This is a genomic window from Paraclostridium sp., assembly GCF_051657365.1.
GTDB lineage: Bacteria > Bacillota > Clostridia > Peptostreptococcales > Peptostreptococcaceae > Paraclostridium.
In genome coordinates this window covers 25,902-33,691 of the sequence record NZ_JBOFKN010000173.1, presented here as the reverse complement: position 1 = coordinate 33,691, position 7,790 = coordinate 25,902, and the positions used below count along the sequence as shown (strand labels likewise).

8 protein-coding genes are annotated in these 7,790 nt (G+C 29.8%); all 8 read right to left on the bottom strand.

What is annotated here, in order from left to right; translation table 11 throughout:
- Positions 1-188 precede the first annotated feature (188 nt).
- Positions 189-962, bottom strand: coding sequence for a SigB/SigF/SigG family RNA polymerase sigma factor (locus tag ACRCYC_RS13660; protein WP_438619688.1), 774 nt, complete (start codon positions 960-962; stop codon positions 189-191).
- On the bottom strand, positions 962-1,369 hold the full coding sequence (rsbW, locus tag ACRCYC_RS13655) for an anti-sigma B factor RsbW (protein WP_438619687.1): 408 nt from the start codon (positions 1,367-1,369) through the stop codon (positions 962-964). The genes ACRCYC_RS13660 and rsbW overlap by 1 nt, the downstream gene beginning before the upstream one ends.
- A gap of 3 nt (positions 1,370-1,372) precedes the next feature.
- Positions 1,373-1,684 (bottom strand): STAS domain-containing protein, encoded by a 312-nt coding sequence (locus ACRCYC_RS13650; RefSeq protein WP_438619686.1) that lies wholly within the window; start codon positions 1,682-1,684, stop codon positions 1,373-1,375.
- Between the two features lie 15 nt (positions 1,685-1,699).
- The gene (locus tag ACRCYC_RS13645) at positions 1,700-1,957 is read right to left on the bottom strand and encodes a DUF948 domain-containing protein (protein WP_438619685.1); all 258 of its coding nucleotides are present in this window, start codon (positions 1,955-1,957) and stop codon (positions 1,700-1,702) included.
- Positions 1,957-2,238, bottom strand: a complete 282-nt coding sequence (locus tag ACRCYC_RS13640; protein WP_438619684.1) for a YtxH domain-containing protein — start codon at positions 2,236-2,238, stop codon at positions 1,957-1,959. The genes ACRCYC_RS13645 and ACRCYC_RS13640 overlap by 1 nt, the downstream gene beginning before the upstream one ends.
- An 86-nt stretch (positions 2,239-2,324) precedes the next feature.
- Positions 2,325-4,748: a DNA gyrase subunit A gene (gyrA, locus tag ACRCYC_RS13635; protein WP_438619683.1), complete on the bottom strand. Its 2,424-nt coding sequence runs from the start codon at positions 4,746-4,748 to the stop codon at positions 2,325-2,327.
- Between the two features lie 18 nt (positions 4,749-4,766).
- Positions 4,767-6,668, bottom strand: coding sequence for a DNA topoisomerase (ATP-hydrolyzing) subunit B (gene gyrB, locus ACRCYC_RS13630; RefSeq protein WP_438619682.1), 1,902 nt, complete (start codon positions 6,666-6,668; stop codon positions 4,767-4,769).
- Complete coding sequence (gene recF / locus ACRCYC_RS13625; RefSeq protein ID WP_438619681.1) at positions 6,669-7,787, bottom strand: DNA replication/repair protein RecF; 1,119 nt, start codon at positions 7,785-7,787, stop codon at positions 6,669-6,671.
- Positions 7,788-7,790 lie beyond the last annotated feature (3 nt).

The following is a 7,790-nucleotide window of genomic DNA, read 5'->3' as shown; positions in this document are numbered from 1 at the left end:
AGCTAATCATTATCTGAATATCTGGCTTGGTTGTTTGTGTTTAATTCTTTTAAAAAGAATTTTTATAATTAACCTACTGTTTAATTTTCAAAGTTCATTTTCTCGTTTGCCCTTTTCTTAAGGACAAGTAATACTATACTACCTTTTAAACAGTAAGTCAACACTTTTTAAAAACTTTTTTATTTTTTTTATAAATTCTTTTCATATTCTTTTTTTAACTTCTCTATAATCTTTCTTTCTAATCTAGAAACAGTCATTTGAGATATCTCTAATTCTTTAGCTATTATAGATTGTGTCTTGTCTAAGAAGAATCTATCTTTAAATATTTTTATTTCTAGTTCATTTAAAGTTTCTATAAATTTATTTATAAAATCCATATTTTCTATATTGCCAAAGCTAGTTTCTTCTTGTCCAACTTTATCTTTAAGAGTTATTTCTTTATCATCTGAATCATCATTACTAGATGTATCCAATGACATAGGTTGATATCCATAAGAAGCTTCTATAGCCTCTAAAACTTCCTCTTCTGTACATCCTATATGATTAGCTATGTCTATAGCTTTTGGACTTCTTTTATGCTTTTGTTCTAAATATAATTTAGCTTCACTTATTTTTTTACTTAACTCTTGTATTCTTCTTGGTACTTTAACTGTCCATACTTTATCTCTAAAGTACTTTTTTATTTCACCTATTATAGTAGGTGTTGCAAAACTTGAGAACTCATAGCCTTTTTCAATATCATATCGATCTATGGCATATATTAATGCTAAAGACGCCACTTGATAGATATCATCAAAGTCAACACCTTTATTAATATATTTTTTAGCTAATATATTCGCTAAATACATATGTCTTTCTATAAGAATATTTCTTATTTCTACGTTTTTGTCTTTGCTATATATATTAAACAATTCTTTAGTTTCCATATCCATATAGCTTGTAGCATTAGCTACGTTCCTCATTAAATACCAACTCCTAAATATTTAGTCATTTTTATTTTTGTACCTTCATCAGTATTAGATATTGTACTAACTTCATCCATTAATGTTTTTATTATAAATAAACCTAGTCCACCTTCTTTTGGATTTGTTAAATCAGGCTCTTGTAATGAATCCACATCATATCCTGTTCCTTTATCTTGTACATCTATTGTTAATCCATTTTCTAGTATAGAAAATCTAACTACAAATTTATCATCTAGACTATGCTTTATAGCATTTGTACATGCTTCTGATACAGCTACTTTTATATCTTCTATATCATCTAAAGAAAAACCTATCTTATTTGCTATTCCTGAAACTGTTAGTCTTATAATACTTACATATTCTGGGTTAGCTGTAACTTCCATTTTTATTGTTTCTAGCTCCAAAGTTTATCCCTCCACTTTAAATATTTTATCTAGTCCTGTTATAGTGAATATTTTTTTTACATTTTTTCTAGCGTTTAATATATATATATCCTTTTCATTCACTTTTAATCTTTTAAGTACTCCTATAAGTGCGCCTAATCCGGTAGAATCTATATATTCTAAGTTAGTAAAGTCAATTTTTAAATCAACAGGTTGCTCTTCTATTAAGCCATTTAAATGCTCTTTTACTTTATCTGCTCCTGCAACATCTAACTCTCCATTTATTCCTACATTCCAAAAATTACTGTCTAGTCTTGATTCTATATTTACAGACATAACTATACCTCCTATTTACTTTTTGAAAAACTTGAATGCTTTCGTTATATTAGTTACTCCGCTAGCTAATCCAACTATATCTTCTGTACTTTTTGTAATAGCTGCAACATTTTCTATAGTTTCATGTATGTATCGCTCATTATAGTCTACTATTTTGTATGCTTTTTCAACTACTTTAGTTGTACTGTTAATTAGTTTAGCTAAATATACTGCAATTATTAACGCTGATACACCAAATAAAATTGCTCCTATTTGCCATCCCACTGCATCCATTATATATTATCTCCCTCTTCTTCGAAAGTCTTACTTATTATTATTTCATCCTCAACTATATTTACGTCATCAATATCACATTCTTCAACTATATTTGCAATTTTTTCTTTTACAGTTTGTATAGTTCCATCTAATACTTCTCTTGGATTATCTTTTATTTCATTCATTTTAACTTTAGTTTCTCTTCTTAACTCAGAACCTTTTTTAGGTGCTAGGAATAGTCCTAATAAAAATCCAATTATAGAACCAAATAAAAAATATTTACCTTTGTTTTTACTCATGATTTTAATCTCCTTTCATGTTTGTATATTTATTTTACATATTTATTATATCCATAATTATACAAAAAGAATAGGGTTTGTATACCCTATTCTTCCATCTCTATCTTAGCAATTGAAACTACATTTACTTCATCAGCAGTTTTCATCAACTTAACACCGCTAGTTACTCTTCCAAATAAAGATATTTCATTTACTCTAAGTCTTATTAATACACCATTTGAGTTTATGATCATCATTTCATCATCTTCATTGACCATTTGCGCTCCAACAATTTCACCTGTTTTATCAGATATATTATAAGTCTTTATACCTTTACCTGCTCTAATTTGAGCTCTGTATTCTTCAATTGATGTTCTTTTACCAAATCCATTTTCACTAACAACTAATAAGTCAGTTCCTTCACTGCAAAGATTCATAGCTACTACTGTATCTTCTTTATTTAAAGATATACCTTTTACACCCATAGCAGTTCTACCCATGTGTCTTATATCATTTTCGTCAAATCTTATAGACATACCATGTTTAGTAACTAATATAACATCTTCACTACCATCAGTTACCTTAACACCAATAAGTTCATCATCTTCTCTTAAACCTATTGCTATTAAACCTGATTTATTTATATTTTTGAATTCTTCACGCTTAGTCTTTTTAACTATACCTTTTTTAGTTGATAATAATAAATATTCATTTTCACTAGCATCATCTATTGAAATCATAGTAGCTATTTTTTCATCACTATTCAGTTGTAAAAGGTTAACAATAGCAGAACCTTTAGCTTGTCTCTTAGCTTCTGGTATTTCATATGCGTTTAGAGTATACACTCTACCTTTATTTGTGAAGAATAGTAATCTACTATGAGTATGTGTAGTTATTAATTCTTTTATGAAGTCTTCCTCTCTAGTAGTAAGTGCTGATATTCCTCTTCCACCTCTATTTTGACTCTTATAGGTATCTATAGGCATTCTTTTTATGTATCCAAAGTGAGTAAGAGTTACGGCTACTTCTTCATTTTCTATAAGATCTCTCATGTCTATTTCGCCTTCAGCATGTCTTATCTCAGTTCTTCTTTCATCAGCATAATTTTCTTTTATTATAGATAACTCTTGTTTTATAACATTCATAAGTAATTTTTCATTACTTAAAATTTCTCTTAATTTGTTTATCTTCTTAATTAATTCTGCATACTCAGCTTCTATTTTATCTCTTTCTAATCCTGTAAGTCTTTGTAGCCTCATGTCAAGAATAGCTTGTGCTTGTAAGTCTGAAAGTTTAAATCTGTTAATTAACTCATCTTTAGCTTCTTGACCCGTCTTAGAAGCTCTTATAAGCTTTATAACCTCATCTAAATTATCTAATGCTATTCTTAATCCTTCTAATATATGAGCTCTAGCCTCAGCTTTATTTAAATCAAATTGAGTTCTTCTTGTAACTACATCTTTTTGATGTTGTACATAATGATATAGAACTTGTTTTAAATTTAATACCTTAGGCTCTCCATTAACTAATGCTAGCATTATTATACTAAATGTATCTTCCATTTGAGAATGTTTATATAACTTATTTAATACTATATTTGCATTAGCATCTCTCTTAAGTTCTATAACTACTCTCATACCATTTCTATTACTCTCGTCTCTTAGATCTGATATTCCCTCAAGTTTTTTATCTTTAACTAATTCAGCGATTTTCTCAACTAATTTAGCTTTATTAACTTGATATGGTATTTCAGTTACAACTATTTGTTGTTTTCCTTTAGCTAATTCTTCTATGTAAGCTCTAGCTCTAACTTTAACTTTTCCTCTTCCTGTTTTATAGGCTTCAGATATATTTTCTTTACCCATTATAATTGCAGAAGTTGGGAAGTCCGGTCCCTGTATAAACTGAATTAAGTCTTCAACACCACATTCTTCATTATCTATAAGATGTATTGTAGCATCTATTACTTCGCCTAAGTTGTGAGGTGGTATAGATGTTGCCATACCAACTGCTATACCATTAGATCCATTTACTAAAAGGTTAGGGAATCTAGATGGTAATACTGATGGCTCTTTTAAAGATTCATCAAAGTTTGGTATAAAATCTACAGTCTCTTTATCTATATCTCTTAATAACTCAAGAGCTAATTTACTCATTCTAGCTTCAGTATAACGCATTGCAGCAGGTGAATCTCCATCTACAGAACCAAAGTTACCATGTCCATCTACTAAAAGTCCTCTAGTCGAGAAATCTTGTGCCATTCTTACCATTGCTAAGTAAACAGCACTATCTCCATGTGGATGGTACTTACCTAAAACGTCCCCGACAATACGAGCAGACTTTCTATATGGTTTATCTGGTGTTAAATTTAATTCACTCATTGAGTATAATATTCTTCTGTGAACTGGCTTAAGTCCATCTCTTACATCTGGAAGGGCACGTCCAGCTATAACACTCATCGCATAATCAATATACGATTTTTTCATTTCGTGACCTATTTCAATAGGGAGTATTCTATTATTTTCATCCATTAACACTCATCCCCTCTCTTATATATCTAAATTTCTAACGTATCTTGCATTTTCTTCTATAAATTCTTTTCTTGGAGCTACTTTATCACCCATAAGCATTGAGAATATCTCATCTGCCATAGATGCATCTTCTATAGACACTTGTAATAAAGTTCTTGTTTCAGGATTCATAGTTGTTTCCCAAAGTTGCTCTGCGTTCATCTCTCCAAGACCTTTATATCTTTGAAGCTCTACACCGCTTCTTCCAAGTTCTTCTAATAAAGTATTTAACTCTTGATCTGAATATACATAGTGTTCCTTCTTTTGCTTTTTAACCTTGTATAGAGGTGGCTGTGCTATATAAACATATCCATTTTCTATAAGAGGTCTCATGTATCTAAAGAAGAAAGTAAGTAATAATGTTCTTATATGCGCCCCATCGACGTCGGCATCGGTCATTATTACAATTTTATGATATCTAGCTTTTTCTAAATCGAAATCTTCACCTATGCTACATCCATATGCAGTTATCATATTTCTTATTTCGTCTGATGATAAAATCTTATCTAGTCTAGATTTTTCAACATTAAGTATTTTACCTCTTAGTGGTAATATTGCTTGAGAGTGTCTATCTCTACCTTGTTTAGCAGAACCTCCGGCAGAATCCCCTTCGACTAAGAATATTTCACTTTTTGAAGGATCTTTCTCAGCACAGTCAGCTAATTTACCAGGTAAAGATGTACTTTCTAATACACTCTTTCTTCTAGTTAATTCTCTTGCCTTTTTAGCAGCTTCTCTTGCTCTTTGAGCTCTTAAAGCTTTATCAACTATTATTCTAGCAGTTGTTGGATTCTCTTCTAAGAATGAACCTATTTCTTCAACAGTTACACTATCTACGATTCCTCTTACTGCAGTATTTCCTAATTTTGTCTTAGTTTGACCTTCAAACTGTGGATCTGGAAGCTTTATAGATATAACAGCTGTAAGACCTTCTCTTATATCTTCTCCTAAAAGATTTGAATCCTTTTCTTTTAGTATTCCATTTTTTCTTGAATAATCATTTACAACTTTAGTCATAGCAGTCTTAAATCCACTTAAGTGAGTACCACCTTCATGGGTATTTATATTATTTGCAAAAGAATATATGTTCTCTGTATAACCGTCAGTATATTGTAAAGCCACCTCAACCATGTAGTCCTTTACTTTTTTCTCTATATAAACAATGTCCGGGTGAATTCCTGTTTTAGTTTTGTTTAAATATTTAACAAATTCTATTAAACCACCATCATAGTGGAATTCTTTTATCTTTTCTTGACCTTCTCTTTTATCTTCTAGAACTATCTTAACACCTTTATTTAAAAATGCTAATTCTCTTAGTCTATACTCTAATGTTTCGTACTTATACTCAACTTCATCAAATATAGTTGCATCTGGCTTAAATTGAACTCTAGTTCCTGTCTCTTTTGTTTCTCCAATAACTTTTATATCTGAAGTTGGAACTCCTTTTTCATATCTTTGGCTATAAATTTTACCATCTTTATGAACTTCTGCAACTAACCACTCTGATAATGCATTAACTACAGAAACTCCAACTCCATGAAGCCCTCCAGAAACTTTGTAACCGCCTCCACCGAATTTACCTCCGGCATGTAGTACTGTTAAAACTGTTTCTAGTGTAGATTTTCCAGTTTTAGGATGTACCTCTACTGGTATACCTCTACCATTATCTCTTTCGAATATGCTTCCATCTTCATTTATAGAAACATATATATCTGAACAATATCCAGCTAGAGCTTCGTCTATACTGTTGTCCACGATTTCATAAACTAAATGATGTAATCCTCTGGGTCCCGTAGACCCTATGTACATACCAGGTCTTTTTCTAACAGGTTCTAATCCTTCTAAGACCTGTATTTGACTTGCGCCGTATTCTTGTTTCATCTAGTTCCCTCCATTCTCTATACTAATTACATTGCCTTTTTCAATATTAAAAATAGTAGTATTTTCAGTATTGAATATCTTTTTATGAGAAGCTTCTGCTGTTGTTATAAACATTTGAACTTTGTCTAAATTGTCTACTAATAGCTTCTGTCTTGTTTCATCTAATTCACTAAAAATATCATCCAATAATAAAATTGGATACTCTCCAACCTCATTATTTATTAATTCTATTTCTGAAAGCTTTAATGAAATAGAGGCTGTTCTCTGTTGTCCCTGTGATCCATAAAGTCTAACATCTAACTCATTTATACAAATTAATAAATCATCTTTATGAATTCCATATCTTGTAGTTCTAGTATCTATATCGTGTTGGCGTCCTTCTTTTAGCTTTTTAATAAGTTTTTCATAAGCTGTATCTATAGTATCTTCATCGGTAATATTTATCTGATTTTTATACCTTATAGTTAACTCCTCAACTTCATTCGTAAGCTTTTTATGCATTTTACTCGATATAGAGGCTATTTTTTTTATAAAATCTCGTCTTAGAATATATATATAACTACCATATCTAGCTAAGCTTTCATCATAAACTTCTATTAGGTCTATATCTACATAGCTACTTTTTAGTAATTTATTTCGTTGAAATAATATTTTATTGTAATTGGTAAGATAATTATAATATTTAGGCGTAATTTGACTTATTTCTTTGTCAATAAATACTCTTCGTTCCTTTGGACCTTCTTTTACAAGTCTTAAATCTTCTGGTGAAAATATGACTACATTTAGATTTCCCAATAATTCATATATTTTTTCTATATTTATTTTATTTATTTTTATGCCTTTTTTATTATTTTTACCAATTCCTATTTCTATTAGACTATTTCTATCGTATTTTGTAAAGTTTCCACCTATATATAAATTTTCACTTTCAAATTTAATCATTTCTTTATCTTTATTTGTCCTAAAAGATTTTCCAAATGATAATAAATATATAGCTTCTACGATATTTGTTTTTCCTTGTCCGTTTTTGCCTATAAGTAAATTTATTTTTGGATTAAACTCTAAGTACAGAGCATCATAATTTCTAAAGTTAATTAAATTTAAGCCATTTAAATACACAAA